Source organism: Oceanihabitans sediminis (genome assembly GCF_003337215.1).
Taxonomy (GTDB): Bacteria; Bacteroidota; Bacteroidia; order Flavobacteriales; family Flavobacteriaceae; genus Oceanihabitans; species Oceanihabitans sediminis.
In genome coordinates this window covers 169,587-190,206 of record NZ_QPIG01000004.1, presented here as the reverse complement: position 1 = coordinate 190,206, position 20,620 = coordinate 169,587, and the positions used below count along the sequence as shown (strand labels likewise).

At 33.8% G+C, this 20,620-nt stretch carries 15 protein-coding genes; 11 read left to right on the top strand and 4 right to left on the bottom strand.

Annotation, left to right across the window (positions count from 1 at the left end; translation table 11 throughout):
- Nucleotides 1-162: 162 nt before the first annotated feature.
- Nucleotides 163-315 carry an SsrA-binding protein gene (locus DU428_RS13545; protein WP_072350683.1) on the bottom strand — a complete coding sequence of 51 codons (153 nt, stop codon included), beginning with the start codon at nucleotides 313-315 and terminating at the stop codon, nucleotides 163-165.
- Nucleotides 316-916: 601 nt separating this feature from the next.
- Here DU428_RS13545 and DU428_RS11060 point away from each other — a divergent pair.
- From DU428_RS11060 to DU428_RS11010, 10 genes are all read left to right on the top strand, one after another.
- Complete coding sequence (locus DU428_RS11060) at nucleotides 917-2,881, top strand: endonuclease (protein WP_113966358.1); 1,965 nt, start codon at nucleotides 917-919, stop codon at nucleotides 2,879-2,881.
- A gap of 127 nt (nucleotides 2,882-3,008) precedes the next feature.
- Nucleotides 3,009-3,950 (top strand): calcium/sodium antiporter, encoded by a 942-nt coding sequence (locus tag DU428_RS11055; protein WP_072350849.1) that lies wholly within the window; start codon nucleotides 3,009-3,011, stop codon nucleotides 3,948-3,950.
- Nucleotides 3,951-4,134: 184 nt separating this feature from the next.
- Nucleotides 4,135-6,321 (top strand): glutamine synthetase III family protein, encoded by a 2,187-nt coding sequence (locus DU428_RS11050; protein WP_072350685.1) that lies wholly within the window; start codon nucleotides 4,135-4,137, stop codon nucleotides 6,319-6,321.
- A 472-nt stretch (nucleotides 6,322-6,793) separates the two neighbouring features.
- Nucleotides 6,794-7,471, top strand: a complete 678-nt coding sequence (locus DU428_RS11040) for a porin family protein (RefSeq protein ID WP_083585057.1) — start codon at nucleotides 6,794-6,796, stop codon at nucleotides 7,469-7,471.
- 40 nt (nucleotides 7,472-7,511) lie between these two features.
- Entirely contained in the window at nucleotides 7,512-8,690 is a 1,179-nt protein-coding gene (locus DU428_RS11035; protein WP_072350687.1) for an AIR synthase related protein, read from the top strand.
- An 89-nt stretch (nucleotides 8,691-8,779) separates the two neighbouring features.
- The gene (locus tag DU428_RS11030) at nucleotides 8,780-9,760 is read left to right on the top strand and encodes a DUF3078 domain-containing protein (RefSeq protein ID WP_113966357.1); all 981 of its coding nucleotides are present in this window, start codon (nucleotides 8,780-8,782) and stop codon (nucleotides 9,758-9,760) included.
- 179 nt (nucleotides 9,761-9,939) lie between these two features.
- Nucleotides 9,940-12,498, top strand: coding sequence for an adenosylcobalamin-dependent ribonucleoside-diphosphate reductase (locus DU428_RS11025; RefSeq protein ID WP_072350689.1), 2,559 nt, complete (start codon nucleotides 9,940-9,942; stop codon nucleotides 12,496-12,498).
- Nucleotides 12,499-12,672: 174 nt separating this feature from the next.
- Nucleotides 12,673-13,749 carry a peptide chain release factor 1 gene (gene prfA, locus DU428_RS11020; RefSeq protein ID WP_072350690.1) on the top strand — a complete coding sequence of 359 codons (1,077 nt, stop codon included), beginning with the start codon at nucleotides 12,673-12,675 and terminating at the stop codon, nucleotides 13,747-13,749.
- A 129-nt stretch (nucleotides 13,750-13,878) separates the two neighbouring features.
- On the top strand, nucleotides 13,879-14,691 hold the full coding sequence (pyrF, locus tag DU428_RS11015) for an orotidine-5'-phosphate decarboxylase (RefSeq protein ID WP_072350691.1): 813 nt from the start codon (nucleotides 13,879-13,881) through the stop codon (nucleotides 14,689-14,691).
- Nucleotides 14,692-14,744: 53 nt separating this feature from the next.
- Complete coding sequence (locus DU428_RS11010; protein WP_072350692.1) at nucleotides 14,745-15,518, top strand: ABC transporter substrate-binding protein; 774 nt, start codon at nucleotides 14,745-14,747, stop codon at nucleotides 15,516-15,518.
- On the opposite strand, the gene DU428_RS13445 is transcribed toward DU428_RS11010, so the two are convergent.
- The 3 genes from DU428_RS13445 to DU428_RS11000 form a co-directional block, all read right to left on the bottom strand.
- Nucleotides 15,502-15,648, bottom strand: a complete 147-nt coding sequence (locus DU428_RS13445) for a hypothetical protein (protein WP_165839160.1) — start codon at nucleotides 15,646-15,648, stop codon at nucleotides 15,502-15,504. The two genes, DU428_RS11010 and DU428_RS13445, sit on opposite strands and share 17 nt — an antisense overlap.
- Before the next feature lie 73 nt (nucleotides 15,649-15,721).
- Entirely contained in the window at nucleotides 15,722-15,913 is a 192-nt protein-coding gene (locus DU428_RS11005; protein ID WP_072350693.1) for a Lacal_2735 family protein, read from the bottom strand.
- Between the two features lie 149 nt (nucleotides 15,914-16,062).
- Nucleotides 16,063-16,764, bottom strand: coding sequence for a DUF4197 domain-containing protein (locus DU428_RS11000; protein WP_072350694.1), 702 nt, complete (start codon nucleotides 16,762-16,764; stop codon nucleotides 16,063-16,065).
- 208 nt (nucleotides 16,765-16,972) lie between these two features.
- Between DU428_RS11000 and DU428_RS10995 the strand changes: the two genes are divergently transcribed.
- Nucleotides 16,973-20,395, top strand: a complete 3,423-nt coding sequence (locus DU428_RS10995) for a methylmalonyl-CoA mutase family protein (RefSeq protein WP_113966356.1) — start codon at nucleotides 16,973-16,975, stop codon at nucleotides 20,393-20,395.
- Nucleotides 20,396-20,620: the final 225 nt, after the last annotated feature.

Genomic DNA, 20,620 nt, shown 5'->3' with positions numbered 1-20,620 from the left:
GGTGCAAATATATTTCTTTTTAGGATAATGACAAAATAAACTGAAAGAATATTTATTATAAAATAAAATATTTTTAAAAGTACTTTATGGGTCAAACTTTGTTGAAATATAAGGGTGTGATGTAACTGCTTGTTTTTCTGCAGGGATAAGGAATAAATTGATCTAATCTAGTGCGTTCTTTGTGACATAAACTTTCCAGCCAAATATTGCCATTTGTATTTTGCTAGCTTTGCTTAAGTCTAAACGCTGTTTGGTATAACTAGGTAAGATGGCCTTGTTAATTTTTGCTAATACTTTGAATGCTTTTTTCTTCAATGCTTTAAAATCTAGTTAATTAGAATTGGTAAAACTATTACTTTAAATACAAAATACAAAACATTTAATCTTTTAGAAGAGTAAAACTTATTCTAGACTAAGTTCTACTATTTTAAACTTCTACATTACTGAGGTAATAATGTCAATTAAAATCTTTGCAAGTGTCATCATAATTCAATGGTTTTATCTGTTAATAAATAGATTCGTTTTTTTGATTGTTTTTTCAATATATATATTTTGGAAATTATCCTCCAAACGATTTATATAGAATTCATGAAATTAAATGCTGTTTTATAACTAAAAAGATGTAATATGTTTCAATATGTATCATATGTGTCTTGCTATTGGTTATTAAGTGTAATTATATTTATTGTTTATAGTTTCTATATGTTAGTTTTTTAGGGTGGTTTTCTGTGTGTTTTTATAAATCAAGGGGGGTTTTATTTAAAAAAGGAGTGAAATTTTGTATTTCGCTTATTATTTTTGAATTTAAGTTTAATTTCGTTTAACTAAATAAGTTGGTTTTAGGATGTTAAATCGTTTAAAAAATATTTAAATCCAAAAAGCTTACTTACTTTAGCGTTTTAGTAAAAAATCAAGCATGAAAAATTTATTTATTTTAGTAGTTTTCTTATTGTCCTGGCAATTTTCTATTGCACAAATTGTAATTAATGAGTTAGATCCAGATACACCTAGTATTGATACCGCCGAGTTTATAGAGATTAAATCAGAAACCCCAAACTTTTCTACAGATGGCTACATCTTAGTTTTCTTTAATGGTTCTTCTAGCGGAGGGGATTCTAGTTATATGGTAATTGATTTGGCTGGATATACTACAGATAATAATGGCCTATTAGTTATTGGTGGTTCAGAAGTGTATCCTTATCCTCAATATTCTATTCCAGATAATGTTATTCAGAATGGAGCAGATGCAGTTGGGATTTATCAGGCTAGTGTGGAGGATTTTCCGGAAGGAACTTTGGCGACTCAAACTAATTTAGTTGATGCTATGGTATATGGTACTAATGATCCTGATGCAACAGGTTTATTAACCCTTTTAGGAGAAACCACGCAGTATAATGATAATGGTACAAATGCGAATCCGAAATCCATTCAGCGATTTGTAGATACTATGGGGGGTGTAACTTTTGCAGCTGCTACACCAACTCCGAGAAGAGAGAATGATGGTTCTGGTATTCCAATAAACCCAATTTCGATTACAGTAAGTAATACGCAAGTAGGTGAAGGTGATAGTTTTGATATTACCTTTACTTCTGAAGAAGTTGTTGCTTCTGATGTGACTTTTGCTATTAGTCTTGATAATTACGGATTTAACAACGCTGATTACACAGGTGCAACTTCATTAACAATTCTTGCAGGTCAAAATTCTGTAAGCACAACTATTGCAACTATAGATGATGATTTTGATGAAGGGGATGAGGTTGCGAAAATTCATTTTTTAGATCTTGTTGAGCCTTTTGTGCCGGGCCATAATTTTATAGAGGTAAGAATTGTAGACAATGATTTTACTGTCGCTCCTTTTGGGACGCCTTTAAATTCTACCTACGGAAATGTTGCTAGCACACAACCTGATGGATATTATGATAGCCTTGATGGTTTGGCAGATACAGATTTACGTCAAGCATTGCAGGATATTATTGCAGATCCAAGTGTGGTGAGAGCACAAACTTATGCCGATGTGATTGATATCTTAAAAGAAGCAGATCAAAATCCGGAAAACAGTAATGAGGTTTGGTTGGTGTATTTAGAACAAGGAAGAGCGAAATTAGACTTTCAAACCACCTCTGTGAATACAGGGAAATGGAATAGAGAACATACTTTTCCAAGATCTCGAGCAGGTTATTACAGTATAGAAGAAGACGAGGTAGCTGATGGTGTAGATGTTTTTTGGACAACAAAAGCAGATTCTCTTCGTCATGGAAACTCCGATGCGCATGCTTTAAGAGCTGTAGATGGTCCTGAGAATAGTAGTAGAGGAAATCAGTTTTATGGGGAGTATACAGGTCCTGCAGGAACTCAAGGCGGGTTTAAAGGAGATGTAGCGCGTGGCGTGTTTTATTTAGCGGTAAGATATAACGGATTAGAAATTGTAAATGGTTACCCGAATGGAAGCGTTGGTCAGTTTGGAGATTTACAGACTTTATTAGATTGGCATAGAAATGATCCGCCGGATGATTATGAAATGAATAGAAATAACGTGATTTATAATTGGCAATTTAATAGAAACCCATTTATAGATCAGCCAGATTTAATTGAATATATCTGGGGAAATATGGTCGGGGAATCATGGTCGCAAACCATGAGTATTGCTGAAGCTGATACAGTGGAAGTGAAAGTGTTTCCAAATCCTGCAAGCGATTATATTTATATAAATGGAATTTCAGGCGAAGCAAAAGTAGATGTGTTTTCGGTAGAAGGCCGTAAAGTGCATAGTTTTAATATAGAAGGAAGCACTTTGTTAGATTTAAATCTTTCCAAAGGAATGTATGTCTTCAGAATATCTTCCGAAGGAAGGGTCTTAAATAAGAAAATTATTATTCAATAATGAGTCCTTTAAAAAGAACCACAAACTTTAAAATTTGTGGTTCTTTTTTTTGTATTCTGTTCGTATAAAAATTAAAATCTTTGATTTTGGTTTCTTAGAAATAGTATCTTCGCAAAAAAATATTTATATGAGTATTGTGTTGTTAATTTTAGGATTTGTTTTGTTGGTAATAGGAGGAGAGTTTTTAGTTCGGTCTTCTGTAGCATTATCATTCAAGCTGAATATTTCTAAAATAGTAATAGGAATGACAGTAGTGTCTTTTGCTACCTCTGCACCAGAATTACTAGTGAGTTTACAAGCAGCTCTTACCGGTTCTCCAGCTATTGCTATAAATAATGTAGTAGGTTCTAATATTGCAAATATAGGATTGGTGCTTGGTATCACGGCTGTTGTTGGTTCTATTGCGGTAGATACATCTTTCTATAAAGTGAATTGGCCTGTAATGATGCTTTTTTCTATTGCATTATATTACTTTTTATGGAATGATAATCAACTTACAGCTGTTGAAGGTGGGGTTTTATTTGCGGCATTAATTGCTTTTGTAGTCTTTTTGATCAAAACCCAAAAGTCTGATGAGGTTTCAGAAGAGGTAGATGAGGCTTTAGCTGCTGTTTCCAACTTTAAAATTATAATTTGGTTTTTAATAGGAGCATTAGCTTTGTACTTTGGATCGGAATGGTTGGTGCAAGGAGCTACTGAAATAGCAAGACAGTTAGATGTTAGTGAAGCGGTTATTGGAGTGACGATGATAGCTATTGGAACAAGTGTTCCGGAGTTGGCAGCATCGGTTATTGCAGCAGCAAAACAAGAAAAAGCAATCTCTTTAGGAAACTTAATAGGTTCTAATATTTTTAATATTGGTTCTGTATTAGGGCTTACTTCTATGATAAAAACAATTCCTGTTACAGAGTCATCTATTTTATCTCGAGATATCTTTTGGATGTTAATATTTGGAGCAATAGTTTTAGTATTGGCGCTAATTCCGAAAAGACATGAAATAGGAAAGTTGAAAGGGTTTGCTTTAGTTTTACTTTATTCTATTTTTATATTTTTAGTTTTTAAAGGCTAGTTTTTGCTTCCTATATATATGGTATAGAAATTTTTTTTAATAAAAAATGTTTCTGTGAAATAGGGTTAAATATGATGTTTTTCATTTTTAACCCTATTTTTTTTAGGGGTGAATGTCGAGTAAGTGCATTTTTTCGTAAATTTGCCCTATAAATTACATAGTATAAATTTAAAAACGCCAACATATGTCAACCTTAAGATTTTTTGCGCTAAAAGAAACCTTCAATAGAGTGCCCGTGCATATTGAAGAAAACCAGCGTCGTTCCGAAATATTTGGAGCTAACGTATTTAACGAAGACACCATGCGTCAATATTTGACGAAAGAAGCATTTAAAAGTGTGCAAGACGCAATTAAAAGCGGATCAAAAATAGATAGAGGAGTTGCAGATCATATTTCTACAGGGATGAAGGAATGGGCAATTTCTAAAGGAGCAACACATTATTCTCACTGGTTTCAGCCGTTAACGGGTGCAACTGCAGAAAAACACGATGCTTTCTTTGAGCCTATTGGAGATGGTCGAGCGATAGAAAAATTTGGTGGCGGACAGTTGGTACAACAGGAGCCGGATGCTTCTAGTTTTCCAAATGGAGGAATTAGAAACACCTTTGAGGCTCGTGGTTATACAGCATGGGACCCAACTTCTCCAGCATTTATTTACGGAACAACACTTTGTATTCCTACAGTTTTTGTTGCATATACGGGGGAGGCTTTAGATTTTAAAACTCCGTTGTTGCGTTCATTACAGGCTATAGATCAGGCAGCGGTTGCAGTTTGTAAATATTTTGATAAAAGCGTAAAAAAAGTAAATACATCGTTAGGTTGGGAGCAGGAATACTTTTTAATAGATAGTTCTTTGGCTAATTCAAGACCTGATATTGTTTTGACAGGGCGTACTTTATTAGGGCATTCCTCAGCAAAAGGGCAGCAGTTAGATGATCACTATTTTGGAACTATTCCAAATCGTGCTATGGCGTATATGAGAGACCTAGAAACAGAATGTATGTTATTAGGTATTCCAGTGAAAACTCGACATAATGAGGTAGCTCCTAACCAATTTGAGTTAGCGCCAGTTTATGATGAGGCTAATTTAGCGGTTGACCATAACTCCTTATTAATGGACTTAATGGATAAAATTGCTGCTCGTCATAATTTTAAAGTATTATTCCACGAAAAACCATTTGCTGGTGTAAATGGGTCTGGTAAACATAATAACTGGAGTTTGAGTACAGATACAGGTGTTAATCTTTTAGCGCCAGGTAAAACACCAATGAGTAACCTTCAATTCTTGACTTTCTTTATTAATACTATTAAAGCGGTACATGATAATGAAGAATTGCTACGAGCAGCAATTGCTTCGGCAAGTAACGATCATCGTTTAGGAGCAAACGAGGCGCCTCCTGCAATCATGTCTGTGTTTATTGGTGATCAATTGACAAGAACTTTAAATGAACTTGAAAATGTTACTAATGGCAAGCTTTCGCCAGAAGAAAAGACAGATTTAAAACTTAATGTAGTTGGAAAACTTCCAGATGTTTTATTAGATAATACGGACAGAAACAGGACATCTCCTTTTGCTTTTACAGGAAACAAATTTGAATTTAGAGCAGTGGGTTCTACAGCAAACTGTGCAAATCCAATGACGGTTTTAAATGCTATTGTAGCAAAACAATTAAAAGACTTTAAAGTAGAAGTAGATGCTTTAATCGCTGCAAAAAAATTAAAGAAAGATGAGGCTGTTTTTAATGTTTTAAGAGAGTATATTAAAAAGTCTAAAAACATTCTTTTTGAAGGAAATGGTTACGGAGAAGCTTGGGAGAAAGAAGCTAAAAAACGTGGCTTAAGTAATAATAAAACAACTCCTGAAGCACTTAAGGCAAAAGTAACACAAAAAGCTTTTGATCTTTATAGTGAGCTTGGAATCATGAATAAGGTGGAGGTTGAGGCTCGTTATGAGATTGAGGTAGAGGATTATACTCTTCGTATTCAGATTGAAAGTCGTGTATTAGGGGATATTGCTAGAAATCATATCGTACCTATTGCTGTGAAATATCAGAATGTTTTAATTGAAAACGTTAGAGGTTTAAAAGAAATTTACGGTAAGGATTTCAAGAGATTAGCAAATGAGCAAATGAATTTAATTGAGCAAATTTCTGGTCATATTGAATCTATAAACTCTAATGTTACCAAAATGATTAATGAGCGTAAGAAGGCTAATAAGTTAGATTGTTTTGAGGAGAAAGCTGAAGCATATTGCTTTAATGTGAGGCCTCTATTTGATGAAATTAGATATCACTGTGATAAGCTTGAGTTACTAGTAGATGATGAGCTTTGGCCATTGACTAAATATAGAGAGTTATTATTTACTAATTAAGCTTTTGAAAAATATAAAGTAAAGGTCATTTTGAAAAAAATGGCCTTTTTTTTTGGGGTTAACTTGTAGGTGAATTCTTAAACTACTGCGTTTTGGCTAAATTAAAATACACCTTAACGAATTAATGGTGTGGTTTATAGTGTGTTATGAGGTTTTTCGTATATTAGTATTGCTATTAATCAATAATCAATTTAAAATGAAGAGGCTAATAATTAGCGTCTTAGTGCTTTTGGTTGCTACTTTTATTTTTTCGCAAACTAATAAGGGACAAGACGAACAGGGATTAAAAAATGACTTAGTACAAAACAGTAACCCAGTGGTAACTATTAATAAGTAAAAAAATTAAATATGGTTTGTAGTGAGTTGTTTGTTGTTAGAAATAACTTTACCTAAAGAATAACAAAGGCAAGCGAATTGTATTCGATTGTCTTTGTTGTTTTAAAAAATATTTTGTCATTAAATTCCTGTGTCTATGAGTTCTTGTTTGAAACCTTTTAGCTTATTTCTTTTTATGTTTTTATGTGTAGCGTTCGGGTTTGCACAATCTACAGCGACCAATGTTAAACCTCCTATTCGTAGTTCTCACGATTATTTTTATGAATACAGGGGAAACAATGTTCTTACGGGGGGCTTAGGTGCTTCCTTAATAAGTAATGGTGAAGCTGGAGGTTCTTATGGGTTTTATGGTCAGCTAGGCTATAAACAGCATGTGACTCCTTATTTAAATTTCAATTTAACATTCAACGCCTTTAGCTTAGAGTATGATAAAAAGCTAAACAAAAGTTTTATGTCTTTAGATTTAAACCTAGAAAGTGTTTTGATGCCAGATAGTTTTATTACTCCTTATGTGTATTTGGGTGGAGGAATGAAAACTACTGATAAGTTTTCTGAAAAAGGTCTGAAAGTTCAAGGAGGTTTTGGTGGTGAGTATATGTTAAAACATGGGTTTGGGATTAAAGTTTTTGCAGAATATAACCATACGTTCTTGGTACATTTTGATGAAAGAATTTTCGGGGAGTCTAATGTTTCTTTTTGGCGTGTTGGTTTGGGGATTAATTATTACCTCGGAAAAACAAGAATTACAAAAAAACAAAGAATTTCAGATGACGAGCCAACAATTATAAATTCCAATCCAATAAAGTATAAATAACAAAATACAATTCTTATTTTTGTAGCTCAAAATTGTACTCATGAGCCAAGATGTAAGTAAAAGATATGCGCAAAGAGGAGTGTCCGCTTCCAAAGAAGATGTGCATAATGCTATAAAAAATATAGACAAGGGGTTATTTCCAAAAGCTTTCTGTAAAATAGTTCCAGATTATTTAACCGGAGATGATGATTATTGCTTAATCATGCATGCCGATGGTGCAGGAACAAAATCTTCCCTAGCTTATATGTATTGGAGGGAAACAGGAGATCTTTCTGTTTGGAAAGGTATTGCTCAGGATGCATTAATTATGAATATTGATGACTTACTGTGTGTTGGTGCAACAGATAATATTATGTTGTCTTCTACTATAGGAAGAAATAAAAACCTAATTCCGGGAGAAGTTATTTCGGCAATTATAAATGGTACAGAAGAACTTATTCAAGATTTAAAATCGCACGGAGTAACTATTCACTCAACAGGAGGGGAAACTGCAGATGTAGGAGATTTGGTGAGAACGATTATTGTAGATTCTACGGTGACTGCAAGAATGAAACGTGAAAATGTTATTGATAATGCTAACATAAAGCCAGGAGATGTTATTGTTGGTTTAGAAAGTTTTGGTCAAGCAAGTTATGAGAAGGAGTATAATGGAGGAATGGGGTCTAACGGATTAACTTCTGCAAGACATGATGTGTTTCATAAATATTTAGCTGAAAAATATCCAGAAAGTTTTGATGCTGCAGTACCAGAAGATCTAGTGTATTCGGGGAGTACAAAATTGACAGATGCAGTTCAAGACGCTCCAATAGACGCAGGTAAGTTGGTTTTATCTCCAACAAGAACCTATGCTCCAATCATAAAAGCTATTTTATCCAAATACCATAGTGATACTTTACACGGAATGGTTCACTGTTCTGGTGGTGCACAAACTAAAATACTTCACTTTATAGATAATTTACATATTATAAAAGATAATATGTTTGAAGTTCCGCCGTTGTTTAAACTTATTCAGGAGCAATCTAAAACAGATTGGAAGGAGATGTATCAAGTGTTTAACTGTGGTCATAGAATGGAATTGTATGTGGCTCCGGAAGTTGCAGAAGATATTATCGCAATTTCAAAATCTTTCCAAGTAGATGCGAAAATAATTGGTCGCGTAGAAGCTTCAGAAAACAAACAATTAACAATTAAAAGTGAATTCGGAGAATTCAAATATTAATTCTAGCTTATTAGATTCGTTAAAATATCTTAAATATTTATAAAAGCTAGGTTTAATTATTACTTTTAGCGGTTTCAATTATTTGGTTTATGAGAAAGGTACTATTTTTTGTGTTTATTTTTGTCGTGCAGTTTGCTTATTCGCAATATGATATAGCGGAACCGGATTCGTTGGCAGATGGTAAAAAAGAGAAGAAGTTGCCTTCTAAATGGAGTAAGAAAAACGTAGCAACTTTAGATGTAAGTGAGGTTGCTTTTGTTAACTGGAATTCTGGAGGTAGTAATTCTATTTCAGCTTTATTAGGTTTTGCCAGTCAGGCTAATTATAAATACAAAAACTTTTATTGGAATAATAACTTAAAAGTTAGATACGGGGTTAATAAGCAGCAAGATCAGGAGCTTAGAAAAACGGAGGATGTTTTTGAGGTAAATTCTAATGTTGGTTATAGAAGAGATACGCTAAGTAATTGGTTTTTTACATCTAGGTTTAATTTTAAAACACAATTTACTAGTGGATATTCTTATCCAAACACCGATACATCTATATCTAAACTAATGGCTCCAGGTTATCTGTTCTACGGAATGGGTTTTGAGTATGGTAAAAATATCGAAACACTTTCTCTGTATTTTTCTCCAGCAACATTAAAATCAACATTTGTTTTGGATCAAAGGTTAGCAAATTCAGGGGCTTTTGGTGTTACTGCTGCTGTTTATGATGCAGAAGGGAATTTAATTAGAGAAGGTAGTAGGGTTCGAACCGAATTCGGTATTTTGTTTACCAATGCTTACGAAACAGAAATAGCCACTAATATTTATATGAAGCACCTTGCGAGTTTTTATACCGACTATATAAACGACTTCGGAAATATTGATGTAGATTGGCAAGTGAATTTAGATTTTAAAGTCAATAGTTATATTAGAGCAAATTTAGGCTCGCATTTAAAGTTTGATAACGACGTTAGAAACCTTATAGCTGTGCATGAAGAAGGTGAGGAAGAGGAGTATGTGGAAGAAGCTGCCAAGATACAGTGGAAGCAGATTTTGGGAATTGGAGTTGTTTTTGACTTTTAATATAAAGCAAATTTATTTGTTAACTTTTTGATGTTGATAAATTGTTAGCGTATTGGTATTCAGTATTTTGTTGTAAATTTTTGTAAACTTTGAAAAATTTATATTCTTTAAAGTTGAAAATATTTGCGTTCTTTACACCTTCAATGTAGAATGTGAAATATTAAAATTTAATCCAGAATATGTCAACAAAAACCAATACTGTTGTTAAGCCTAAAACTTACACCCAAGAAGATGCTTTTGAAGCATCTGTTAAATACTTTAAAGGCGATGATTTAGCAGCTCGCGTTTGGATAAATAAATATGCTTTAAAAGATTCTGAAGGCAATTTATACGAATTAACACCAAACGATATGCATAGACGTATCGCAAAAGAAATTGCAAGGATTGAAACTCGTTATCCTAATCCATTATCGGAAGAAACCATTTTCGATTTAATAAAAGACTTTAAATATATTGTACCTCAGGGGAGCCCAATGGCAGGAATTGGTAATCCGTACCAAATTGCATCACTTTCTAACTGTTTTGTAATTGGTAACGATGGAGATTCCGATTCTTATGGAGGGATTATGAAAATTGATCAAGAGCAGGTGCAATTAATGAAACGTCGAGGAGGTGTTGGTCACGATTTATCACACATTCGCCCAAAAGGATCTGCAGTAAAAAATTCTGCTTTAACATCTACAGGGGTGGTTCCTTTTATGGAGCGTTATTCTAATTCTACACGTGAAGTTGCTCAAGATGGACGCCGTGGGGCATTAATGCTTTCCGTTTCTATCAATCATCCAGACTCAGAGGATTTTATTGATGCTAAACTAGAGCAAGGTAAGGTTACAGGAGCAAATGTTTCTGTAAGAATTGATGATGCCTTCATGGAGGCTGTTAAGGCAAACGAAACTTATACACAGAAATACCCAATATTTAGTGAGAACCCAAAATTCACTAAAACTATTGAAGCCAATAAAATTTGGAAAAAGATAGTACATAATGCATGGAAATCTGCCGAGCCAGGTATCTTATTTTGGGATACTATTATTAACGAATCTGTTCCAGATTGCTATGCTGATTTAGGTTACAAAACGGTTTCAACAAACCCTTGTGGTGAAATTCCTTTATGTCCATATGACTCTTGTCGTTTGTTGGCAATGAACTTATTTTCTTATGTTGAAAACCCTTTTACAGATAAGGCGACTTTCAATTTCGAATTATTTAAAAAGCACATCCACGTTGCACAACGTATCATGGATGATATTATCGATTTAGAATTAGAGAAAATCGACAATATTATAGCTAAGATTGATGCAGATCCAGAATCGGCTGAAGTAAAATCTATTGAAAGAAATCTTTGGTTAAATATTCAAAAGAAAGCAGAAGAAGGACGTAGAACAGGAATTGGTATTACTGCAGAAGGAGATATGCTTGCTGCTTTAGGAATTAAATACGGAAGTGAAGCAGGAAATGCTTTTTCTGTTGAAGTGCATAAAACTCTAGGAATTGAAGCATATAGAGCTTCGGTTTATACAGCAAAAGATAGAGGTCCTTTCGCTATTTTCGATGCAGAAAGAGAAAAAAATAATCCGTTTATACAACGTTTAAAAGAAGCAGACGATAAACTTTATTATGAAATGTTGGAGCACGGACGTAGAAATATTGCATTATTAACTATAGCTCCAACAGGAACTACTAGCTTGATGACACAAACTTCCTCTGGAATTGAGCCTGTATTTATGCCGGTTTATAAACGAAGAAGAAAAGTAAATCCTAACGATAAAAATGTACGTGTAGATTTCGTTGATGAGGTAGGAGATTCTTGGGAGGAATATGTGGTTTTCCACCACAGATTCAAGCAATGGATGGAAGTGAATGGTTATGAGGTTTCAGATAATTACGATCAAAAAGAATTAGATGAAATGGTGAAAAAATCACCGTATTACCAAGCAACTTCTAATGATGTAGATTGGTTGAGCAAAGTAAGCATGCAAGGAGCTGTTCAAAAATGGGTAGATCACTCTATTAGTGTCACTATCAATTTACCAAACGATGCAACAGAAGAGTTGGTTGGAAAATTATATTTAGAAGCTTGGGAAGCAGGATGTAAAGGAGTAACGGTTTATAGAGATGGGTCTCGTTCTGGGGTTTTAATATCTAATGAAGAAAAAACCGAACAAGAAAACCAAGAAGTTTTAACAGCATTCCCTACAAAACGTCCGCAAGTTTTAGAAGCAGATGTTGTGCGTTTCCAAAATAATAAAGAAAAATGGATTGCGTTTATCGGACTAATTGAAGGGAAGCCTTATGAGGTGTTTACCGGATTAGCAGATGATGAGGACGGAATTTTAATGCCGAGATGGGTAGAAAATGGAGTGATAATTAAAAGTAAAAACGAAGACGGTTCTACTCGTTATGATTTTCAATATCAAAACAAAAGAGGTTATAAAACCACTATTGAAGGCTTATCACATAAGTTTAATCCAGAGTATTGGAACTATGCAAAACTAATCTCAAGTACTTTGCGTCATGGAATGCCTATTGAGAAAATTGTAGACTTAATTAATAGTTTACAGTTAGATAGCGAATCTATAAATACCTGGAAAAATGGTGTGGTTAGAGCTTTAAAGCGCTATGTGGAAGATGGTACACAGGCTAAAGGTCAGACGTGTTCTAACTGTGATTCTAGCAATTTAATCTACCAAGAAGGTTGCTTAACTTGTAAGGACTGTGGTTCTTCTAAGTGTGGATAGACCTTAATTAATATGCATTTAAAAGGGGAGTTGTTTATGGCTTCCCTTTTTGTTTTTGTATGGCTTTCTTAGATAAAATATTTTCAATAAGATAAATTTCTTAAAATACACGAAACTAAAAAATTCAGAAATCCATAAATTATCGTATTTTTGACTCACAATTTAAAATAGTACATGTTAGATAAGTTACAAATTATAAAACAACGTTTTGATGAGGTAAGTGATTTAATCATTCAACCAGATATTATTTCAGATCAAAAGCGTTATGTAGAATTAAATAAAGAGTATAAAGACTTACGTTTATTAATGGATAAGCGTGAGCAATATATCGAGTACACAAATAATTTAGCAGAAGCAGAAGAAATAATTTCAGACGGAAGTGATGCAGAAATGGTAGAAATGGCCAAGTTGCAGTATGACGAAGCTAAAGAAAGAATACCGAAACTAGAAGAGGAAATAAGATTATTATTAATTCCTAAAGATCCTCAAGATTCTAAAAATGCTGTTGTTGAATTAAGAGCAGGAACAGGAGGAGATGAGGCTAGTATTTTTGCAGGAGATTTATTTAGAATGTATTCTAAGTACTGTGAAAGTAAAGGTTGGAAAGTAGATACGGTAGATTATAGTGAAGGAACTAATGGTGGATTTAAGGAAATTCAATTTGAAGTTTCTGGTGAAGATGTTTACGGAACTTTAAAATTTGAAGCTGGCGTGCACCGTGTACAACGTGTTCCTCAAACCGAAACGCAAGGACGTGTTCATACTAGTGCTGCAACGGTAATGGTGTTTCCAGAAGCCGAAGAGTTTGATGTAGAAATCAACCCAAAAGATGTTCGTATCGATTTTTTCTGTTCATCAGGACCAGGAGGACAGTCGGTAAATACAACATATTCTGCAGTACGTTTAACACATATTCCAACAGGATTAGTAGCGCAATGTCAAGACCAGAAATCACAGCATAAAAACAAGGAAAAAGCTTTTAAAGTTTTACGTTCTCGTTTATATGATTTAGAACTTGCAAAAAAGATGGAAGAAGATGCTGCTTTACGTGGTACCATGGTGACATCTGGAGATAGAAGTGCTAAAATTAGAACTTATAACTATCCGCAAGGACGTGTAACTGATCACAGAATAGGATTAACACTTTACGATTTAAGTAATATTGTTAACGGAGATATTCAAAAAATAATTGACGAATTGCAGTTGGCAGAAAACACTGAAAAGTTGAAAGCCAGCGACGAACATATTTAAAACCAAGCCTCTTTTTGAGGCTTTTTTTAGTGACAAATACTAAGGATTTATTCATTTGTACTAGGTGTTAAATCTTTCAATTATAAAAATAGACTCTGTGTTGCTTCACAGAAATACAAAGTATTATTCATGACTACAAAAGAACTTGTAAGCCAGATTCAAAAAAAGAAATCCTTTCTTTGTATAGGATTAGATGTAGATATACATAAAATCCCACAACATCTTTTAAAAGAAGAAGACCCTATTTTTGCTTTCAATAAAGCAATTATAGATGCTACACACCACTTGTGTGTAGCTTATAAACCGAATACGGCTTTTTATGAAGCTTACGGATTAAAAGGATGGAAGTCTTTAGAAAAAACCATCAATTATATCAATGAAAACCACCCAGAAATATTCACGATTGCAGATGCTAAACGTGGAGATATTGGTAATACAAGTACCATGTATGCGAAAGCATTTTTAGAGGATTTAAATTTTGATAGTGTTACTGTTGCTCCGTATATGGGGAAAGATTCTGTAGAGCCTTTCTTAGCTTTCAATAACAAACATACTATCCTATTGGCTTTGACTTCAAATACAGGGGCTTTCGATTTTCAAACGAAACAAGTCGATGGAAAAGAATTGTACAAACAAGTTTTAGAGACTTCTAAAACTTGGGAGAATTCCGAAAACTTGATGTATGTTGTTGGAGCTACTAAAGCGGAGTACTTTACAGAAATAAGAAAAATTGTACCGGATAGTTTTTTATTGGTTCCAGGAGTAGGAGCACAAGGTGGTAACTTGCAGGATGTCTGTAAATACGGAATGAACGAGCAAGTAGGACTGCTTATAAATTCTTCTAGAGGAATTATATACGCTTCCAGTCAAGAAGATTTTGCACAAGCAGCTGCAGAAAAAGCAAAAGAGTTACAGGAGCAAATGGCAGTAGCATTAGGTTAGGCTTTAACGGTTGCTTTTTATAAATTGCATTCTTAAAAAGTTTGAAATTCACAATGAAGTTAGTAGACTCACTAAATAGAGAAATTCATTTGGCATCTGTACCAAAAAGAATTGTTTCCTTGGTGCCTTCTCAAACAGAATTACTTGTAGATTTAGGTTTAGAAGACGCTATAGTAGGTATTACTAAATTCTGTGTACATCCAAAAAATCTGATTAAAAATAAAAAGATTGTTGGAGGAACCAAGCAAGTGCATTTAGATAAAATAAAAGCCTTGCAGCCAGATATTATTTTATGCAATAAAGAAGAAAACACGCAAGACATCGTTGCTGCTTGTAGTGAAATTTCTCCGGTGCATGTTTCTGATATTGAAACTATTTCCGATTGTGTTGCCGTGATTCAGCAGTATGGAGCGATGTTTCAGAAAGAAGCTGCAGCAAAACATATTTCGGAAACTATTCAAAATAATCTAAAAGATTTTCAGGAATATATAAAAGACAAACCAAGGAAAAAGGTTGCTTATTTTATATGGAAAAAACCTTTCATGGTTGCAGGAAAACACACCTTCATTGAATATTTATTAAAACTAAATAATTTTGAAAATGTATATGCTGATTTAGATAGGTATCCAGAAATAGATATTGCTAATGCAAAGGCTGTTGATACAGTGTTTTTGTCTAGTGAACCTTATCCTTTTAAGGAAGAACACAAAAGGGAGTTTCTGGCGTATTTTCCTGATGCCAGAATACAATTAGTAGATGGTGAAATGTTTTCGTGGTACGGTTCTAGACTTATTAAAGCTTTTGCCTATTTTAAGACACTGCATTAAGATCCTCCATAGGCTTATTTTTATATATAACCTCTATAAAAGAAACTGCTTTTTCTTCTGCAGCTTTAAGGTTTAATAACTTTTTTAAGTTAGGTTTTGTTTTTCCGACTTTACAGTATTGTGTGCTCATAATTCTTGTTTATATAAATTACGAGCATAACTTCTTTTTGGACGTTATGTAAAGGTTAAAGAAATGGTAAATTTTAGACCTTATGCGTTTCCCTAGAAAGATATTTGAGCTTATTTAGCTTATCTAAAAGCTTGATTGCTTTATATTCTGAAATATCACTTAAGGCATGGTCGGTTTGTCTGAAATTGTAAGCTTTTTCTACAAGTTTCTTGTATTTTCTGTTGAGCTTACTTTGGTGCTGTTTAATTATATCATTTCTATTCATGGTTTAATTAGCTATTAGACAGATAAATATACATTTTTTTGTGAATAATAAAAACAAAGCGATAAAATTTTAACAAAAAAACCGGTTTTGTAGAAAACCGGTTACAATATCTCAAAAATGTTAGATGAAAAAAGCTACAATTATTGTTGTTAATCTTGCATAGCAAAAACTTTGCGTAGTAAATCTGTTGTTCTAGCAGATATATTACTTCTTATTTCTTTTTCTTCCATAGCGATCATAGTGTACACTCCTTTTAGTGCTTCACTAGTAACATAATCTGTTAAATCTGGGTTTACTTTATTGGTGAATGGGATGCTATTATACCTGTTAATTAAGTTTTCCCAAATTTGGTCTGCGCCAACCTTTGTAAATGAGTTTTCAATCACAGGTTGAAATTTGTTGTATAAAGCAGCTTCTGTTCTGCTAGTTAGATATTGTGTTGCGGCATCGTTCTGGCCTAGTAATATACTTTTAGCATCATTAAAGGTGATTCCTTTTACAGCATCAATAAAAATAGGTGTTGCTTCGCCAACAGCATCTTCCGCAGCTCTGTTAAGTACTTTTAAACCTTCGTCTGCAAGATTTCCTAAACCTATATCGCGTAAAGCTTTATCTACTTTTTGAAGTTCTTCTGGTAAAAGAATTCTAACTAAATCATTTTTAAAGAAACCGTCCTTTTGGGTTAGTCGTGTAACTTGTTTGTCTATACCTAAATTTAAAGCTTCCCGTAAACCGGAACCAATTTCCGCTTCCGATAAGCCAACCTCTTGAGGTAATTGATCTATTACTTGTTGAAATTCTGCGCAAGATGTAAAGTTTAAAACTAAAAGGAATATTAAAAGGCGTTTCATATGTTATGTTTTTTAGGGTAAAGATACTAATATTTGTAGCTAATTTCTATCTAATTGAAATAGCAACTTACTGTTTGTTGAAAATTATAATTCAAATGAATTAAGCAGAGTTTGTATGGTTTGTAAACCACGAAACAATTCTTAAAAATTACAGCTATAATTTTTATATTCCTTAAATTTGCGAGACTAATCGAATATTTTAAAATACATGCAACAAGTAGCACCATATAAACCAAAACATAAAGTACGTATAGTAACTGCAGCATCGCTTTTTGATGGACATGACGCATCTATAAATATCATGCGCCGTATTATTCAAGCAACAGGGGTTGAGGTTATTCATTTAGGACACGATAGAAGTGTAGAAGAAGTAGTAAATACAGCCATTCAAGAAGACGCGAATGCTATTTGCTTAACCTCTTACCAGGGTGGGCATAACGAGTACTTTAAATATATGTATGATTTGCTAAAAGAAAGAGGAGCAGAGCATATTAAAATATTTGGAGGTGGAGGAGGAGTAATCCTTCCAACGGAAATTAAGGAATTAATGGACTATGGTATTTCGCGTATTTATTCGCCAGATGACGGACGTGAAATGGGATTACAAGGAATGATAAATGATTTAGTTGAAAAATCTGATTTCGCCATTGGAGATGCTATTGCATCAGATGTGTTAGATTTGCTTCCGGCTAAAAATCCACAAGCTATTGCTCGAGTAATTTCTTCTGCTGAAAACTTTCCAGAAGTAGCAAAAGATACTTTAGATAAAATTCACCAAAAGAATAAAAACTCTAAGACACCAGTTTTAGGAATTACAGGAACCGGTGGAGCAGGGAAATCTAGTTTGGTAGATGAACTTGTAAGAAGATTTTTAATTGACTTTCCAGGAAAAACAGTTGGTTTAGTTTCTGTAGATCCTTCCAAAAGAAAAACTGGAGGTGCTCTTTTAGGAGATAGAATTCGTATGAATGCTATTAATAATCCTAGAGTTTATATGAGAAGTTTGGCTACTCGTCAATCTAACTTAGCACTATCAAAATATGTAAACGAAGCTGTTGAGGTTTTAAAAGCAGCAGAATACGATTTAATTATATTAGAAACTTCAGGTATCGGACAATCAGATACCGAGATTATTGAACATTCAGATGTTTCTCTTTATGTGATGACACCAGAATTTGGTGCTGCAACACAATTAGAGAAAATTGATATGTTAGATTTTGCCGATTTAGTTGCCATCAACAAATTTGATAAAAGAGGTTCGCTAGATGCTTTACGTGATGTGAAAAAACAATATATGCGTAATAACAATCTTTGGGATACTCCTCAAGAGGAACTACCAGTATTCGGAACTATCGCATCGCAGTTTAACGACCCAGGAATGAACACGCTATACAAAGCGGTCATGGATAAGCTAGTAGAAAAAGCAGATTCGCAACTAAAAACTACTTTTCATATTTCTGATGAAATGAGCGAAAAGATTTTCGTGATTCCGCCATCAAGAACCCGTTATCTTTCTGAAATTGCTGAAAACAACCGTAGTTACGATAAAACAGCAAATGAGCAAGTTGAAGTAGCTCAGAAATTATACGGAATTTATAAAACTATTGAAACTGTTCTAGATGCAACTCCAAAATTAGATAAAGCAGGAATTGCTTCCGATTCTATTACAACAAAAGAAGAAAATAAAGACTTTGTTAGATTATTAGTTTCAGAATTCGACAGAGTAAAATTAAACCTAGATCCTTATAACTGGGAAGTAATTACTGGTTGGGATGACAAAGTAAATAAATATAAAAACCCTATCTATTCCTTTAAAGTAAGAGATAAGGAAATTAAAATTGAAACGCACACTGAGTCACTTTCTCATTTACAAATACCTAAGGTAGCTTTACCAAAATACCAAGCTTGGGGAGATATTTTAAAATGGTGTTTACAAGAAAATGTACCAGGAGAATTCCCTTATACTTCCGGATTATATCCGTTTAAGCGAACGGGAGAAGACCCAGCACGTATGTTTGCTGGAGAAGGAGGTCCAGAACGTACAAACAGACGTTTTCACTATGTAAGCGCAGGACTACCTGCTAAACGTTTATCTACGGCCTTTGATAGTGTAACGCTTTACGGAAACGATCCAGATTTACGCCCAGATATTTATGGAAAAATAGGAAATGCCGGAGTTTCTATCTGCTGTTTAGATGATGCTAAAAAACTGTATTCTGGATTTAATTTAGCAGATGTAATGACATCGGTTAGTATGACCATTAATGGTCCTGCACCAATGTTATTAGGTTTCTTTATGAATGCTGCCATAGACCAACAATGTGAAATTTACATTAAAGAAAATGGTTTAGAAAAAGAAACAGAAGCTAAGATTGCTAAAATTTACAAAGAGAAAGGAGTAGAAAGACCTAAGTATAACGGAGAGCTTCCGGAAGGAAACAACGGATTAGGATTGATGCTGCTAGGAGTTACCGGAGATCAAGTTTTACCTGCAGAGGTTTACGCAGAAATTAAAAAGAATACTATTGCTCAAGTTCGTGGAACGGTTCAAGCAGATATTTTAAAAGAAGACCAAGCGCAAAACACTTGTATTTTTTCTACAGAATTTGCTTTAAGATTAATGGGAGACGTTCAAGAGTATTTCATTGAAAATAATGTACGTAACTTCTATTCTGTTTCTATTTCAGGGTACCATATTGCAGAAGCTGGAGCAAACCCAATTACACAATTGGCACTGACTCTATCTAATGGTTTCACTTATGTAGAGTATTATTTAAGTAGAGGAATGGATATCAATAAATTTGGTCCAAACCTTTCTTTCTTCTTCTCTAACGGAATCGATCCAGAATACGCAGTAATTGGTCGTGTTGCTAGAAAAATTTGGGCAAAGGCAATGAAGCATAAATACGGAGCAAATGCAAGAGCACAAATGCTTAAATATCATATTCAAACTTCTGGACGTAGTTTACACGCACAGGAAATTGACTTTAACGATATTCGTACAACGCTTCAAGCGCTATATGCTATCTACGATAACTGTAATTCACTACATACAAACGCTTATGATGAAGCAATAACAACGCCAACAGAAGAATCTGTTCGTAGAGCAATGGCTATTCAGTTAATTATTAATAAAGAATTAGGTTTAGCTAAAAACGAAAACCCAATTCAAGGTTCTTTTATCATAGAAGAATTAACAGATTTAGTAGAAGAAGCTGTTTTATTAGAGTTTGACAGAATTACAGAAAGAGGTGGTGTTCTTGGTGCAATGGAAACTATGTACCAACGTTCTAAAATCCAAGAGGAGAGTTTATATTACGAAACATTAAAGCACAACGGTAGTTTCCCGATTGTTGGGGTAAATACTTTCTTAAGTTCAAAAGGTTCTCCAACAGTAATTCCTGCAGAAGTAATTCGTGCAACCGAAGAAGAAAAACAACATCAAATCAATACACTAGAAAATCTGCATAAAGCAAATGATACAGCGCATCTGTTGAAAGATTTACAATCTAGAGCTATTAACAACGAAAATATTTTCGAAGCATTAATGGATGTTTGTAAAGTTTGTTCTCTAGGAGAAATTACTTCCGCTTTATTTGAAGTAGGAGGGCAGTACAGAAGAAATATGTAATACACTTTCTGTTTTGTCATTTACCAAACAGGCAAAGGAAAGAAACATAAATAAAAAGTCTGGGTATCTAAATTTCAAGATGCCCGGACTTTTTTGTTTTCTCATCAAGATAAGAAATGCTAGTTGTTAAAATACAGGCAGTAGCCGGACGAAAAGTGTTTCATTAATTAGTATATTTGCCATATATGGCATTCTTGCTATATTTTCAATTAAATTCAAATTCAT

What these genes read in the sequence shown, in the direction of transcription:
- pyrF (WP_072350691.1), top strand. Translation starts at nt 13,879, where the DNA reads ATGACTACAAAAGAACTTGTAAGCCAGATTCAAAAAAAGAAATCCTTT.
- DU428_RS11000 (WP_072350694.1), bottom strand. Translation starts at nt 16,764, where the DNA reads ATGAAACGCCTTTTAATATTCCTTTTAGTTTTAAACTTTACATCTTGC.
- DU428_RS11025 (WP_072350689.1), top strand. Translation starts at nt 9,940, where the DNA reads ATGTCAACAAAAACCAATACTGTTGTTAAGCCTAAAACTTACACCCAA.
- DU428_RS11010 (WP_072350692.1), top strand. Translation starts at nt 14,745, where the DNA reads ATGAAGTTAGTAGACTCACTAAATAGAGAAATTCATTTGGCATCTGTA.
- DU428_RS11060 (WP_113966358.1), top strand. Translation starts at nt 917, where the DNA reads ATGAAAAATTTATTTATTTTAGTAGTTTTCTTATTGTCCTGGCAATTT.
- DU428_RS10995 (WP_113966356.1), top strand. Translation starts at nt 16,973, where the DNA reads ATGCAACAAGTAGCACCATATAAACCAAAACATAAAGTACGTATAGTA.
- DU428_RS11035 (WP_072350687.1), top strand. Translation starts at nt 7,512, where the DNA reads ATGAGCCAAGATGTAAGTAAAAGATATGCGCAAAGAGGAGTGTCCGCT.
- DU428_RS11030 (WP_113966357.1), top strand. Translation starts at nt 8,780, where the DNA reads ATGAGAAAGGTACTATTTTTTGTGTTTATTTTTGTCGTGCAGTTTGCT.
- DU428_RS11050 (WP_072350685.1), top strand. Translation starts at nt 4,135, where the DNA reads ATGTCAACCTTAAGATTTTTTGCGCTAAAAGAAACCTTCAATAGAGTG.
- DU428_RS11005 (WP_072350693.1), bottom strand. Translation starts at nt 15,913, where the DNA reads ATGAATAGAAATGATATAATTAAACAGCACCAAAGTAAGCTCAACAGA.
- DU428_RS13445 (WP_165839160.1), bottom strand. Translation starts at nt 15,648, where the DNA reads ATGAGCACACAATACTGTAAAGTCGGAAAAACAAAACCTAACTTAAAA.
- DU428_RS11040 (WP_083585057.1), top strand. Translation starts at nt 6,794, where the DNA reads ATGAGTTCTTGTTTGAAACCTTTTAGCTTATTTCTTTTTATGTTTTTA.
- DU428_RS11055 (WP_072350849.1), top strand. Translation starts at nt 3,009, where the DNA reads ATGAGTATTGTGTTGTTAATTTTAGGATTTGTTTTGTTGGTAATAGGA.
- prfA (WP_072350690.1), top strand. Translation starts at nt 12,673, where the DNA reads ATGTTAGATAAGTTACAAATTATAAAACAACGTTTTGATGAGGTAAGT.